This window comes from Novosphingobium sp. B-7 (assembly GCF_000410615.1).
In the GTDB taxonomy this organism is placed as follows: Bacteria; Pseudomonadota; Alphaproteobacteria; order Sphingomonadales; family Sphingomonadaceae; genus Novosphingobium; species Novosphingobium capsulatum.
This window is the reverse complement of record NZ_KE148493.1, coordinates 1-2,226: the sequence shown is the minus strand read 5'-3', so window position 1 is coordinate 2,226 and position 2,226 is coordinate 1. Positions and strand designations below refer to the sequence as shown.

3 protein-coding genes are annotated in these 2,226 nt (G+C 66.7%); all 3 read right to left on the bottom strand.

Annotated elements, in window-relative coordinates:
* On the bottom strand, positions 1 to 367 hold a 367-nt coding region (locus H926_RS29780), incomplete at its 3' end, for a nitronate monooxygenase (protein WP_192816577.1).
* A gap of 8 nt (positions 368 to 375) precedes the next feature.
* On the bottom strand, positions 376 to 1,551 hold the full coding sequence (locus H926_RS0121875) for an amino acid aminotransferase (protein WP_022678155.1): 1,176 nt from the start codon (positions 1,549 to 1,551) through the stop codon (positions 376 to 378).
* A gap of 122 nt (positions 1,552 to 1,673) precedes the next feature.
* A partial coding sequence (locus H926_RS0121870) for a DUF1134 domain-containing protein (RefSeq protein WP_022678154.1) occupies positions 1,674 to 2,226 on the bottom strand: 553 nt, incomplete at its 5' end.

Below are 2,226 nucleotides of genomic sequence, written 5' to 3'. Positions count from 1 at the left end.
TGGCCGCATCGTCGGCAAAGCTGCGATAGATGGTGGCCAGTTCTTCGGGCGGCTGCGCCCCGAACGCGGCGAATTGCGGCGCCAGCGCCGCGCACCAGGCTGCCTCGCGCACGGTGTCGACGCGCGGCGTGGCATGGACGAAAACATTGACGTTGAATGCAGCGCCACTGGCGGCACGCAGGGCGGCGATCATGGCGCGTGCGCCGGGCGCATCTGTGGCGCCGACCGCGATCGAGCCCAGGCCCCCGGCATCTGACACCGCCGCCGCCAGGGCCGGCGTGGATACACCCGCCATCGGCGCCTGGATCAGGGGAATGCGCAGGCCGAGGCGCTGCCACAGGTGTGTTGCAGCATCCCGGCCCGCCATCGGTTGCATCAGGCCGTTGCGACGTCGCGCAGGGCTTCGATGAACTGGGCGATGTTGCCCGTCGTAAGGCCGGCGATGTTGATACGGCCAGTACCGGCCATATAGACACCATGGCGCTCGCGGATCGTCAGGATTTGCTCGCTCGACAGCGGCAGCATCGAGAACAGGCCGTTCTGGGTGCCCAGCACGTCCATGGCGATCGGGCCAACCTGGCCGGCGGCGGCCAGCTGGTCACGCACCCAGCGCATGCGGTCGCGCATTTCGTCCAGCTCTGCCAGCCACATCTTGGTCAGTTCGGTGTCCGACAGGACCAGGCGCACGGCAGCCGCACCATGATCGGGCGGCATCGACCACGATGCGCGGGCAATGGTGGCACCATTCGACATGGCCTTGGCCAGGGCGTCCTTGTCTGCCGTCACGGCATAGAAGGCGCCAACGCGATCACGATAGAGGCCAAAGTTCTTGTCGCACGAATAGGCGACCAGCGCCTCGGGCACGGCGGCAAGCACCTTGCGCAGGCCATAGGCATCGGCTTCCATTCCCTCGCCCAGGCCCTGATAGGCCAGGTCGATCAGCGGCAGCACACCCTTAGCCGCCAGCAGCGGAGCGATTTCGTCCCACTGCGCCGGGGTGTAATCCACGCCGGTGGGGTTGTGGCAGCAGCCGTGCAGCAGCACCAGATCGCTCGCTTCGGCCTCTTCCAGCGCGGCCTTGAGCGCGGCCAGATCGGCGGTGCCATCGGCGGCGGTGTGCTTGAAGGTCTTGAGTTCGAGCCCGGCGGCGGCCACGATCTGGGCATGGTTGGGCCACGAAGGGGTACCCATCCACACGCGCTTCACGCCCGCGCGCTTGGCCACTTCGATCGCCAGCCGCACCGCGCCGGTGCCGCCTGGCGCCTGCATGCCGTCTACCTTGGCGGCATCGAAATCGGCGCCAAACACATAGGGGACCAGCGCGTTGACAAAGCCCATGTCGCCTTCAGGGCCAAGATAGGCCTTGGAGTCCTGCTCGTTGAGCAGCTTGGCTTCGGCGGCCTTGATCGCCTTGAACACCGGGGTTGCGCCATCGGCGGTGCGATAGACGCCCACGCCAAGGTCGATCTTGGTATCGCGCGGATCGGCATTGTGCAGCTTGATCAGCGCCAGCAAGGCATCGGCCGGTTGCGGAGCCAGGTTTTCGAGCATGGGGATTTTCTTTCACGGCTGACTGAAAGGAACGCCGCCCCCATGCCGCCGCCAGCGCCCCGGCGCAAGAGGGTTTGCACCCCGCCGCGCCAAGGCGTCAGACGATCAGAATGGCATCCCCCTTAGAACGGCATCCACGTCTGCTTGCGGCTGAACTTCATGTAGCCCGCGTTGATGCCCAGGCGCAGGCCCGCGCCCATGCGCACCGGGATCAGCACCACATCACCGCGGCGCAGATAGCTGACATTGAAGCCGCCGATCAGGTAGGCCTGCCCCTCGCCCGCGCCAAAGCGATGGTACATGTCGGCCGTGTCATAGAGATTGTAGACCAGCACAAAGGTATTGCCGGCATTGGCCCCGGCATCGAATCCCACCGAAGGCCCGGTCCAATAGACCGGCATGTCGCCCTCCACCTTGTGGTGCAGCGTGCCCGAGCCATAACGCAGCCCGACCACCAGTGCGCCACCGGCTTCACGCCCGGTGATATAGCCCACCGGCTCACCCTGCTTTTTCAGGATGTCGCGGATCATCATGGCCAGGCCTTTGGCGCCCTTGCCGAACACGCCCTCGGCCGCGCCGATCAGATCGTCTTCATGCCACGATTGCCCGGCAGCGCCCGGCTGGGCACCGGCAGTGCCGGCCGGCGGCGGGGCAGCGCCCATCGGCGCCGGGCTC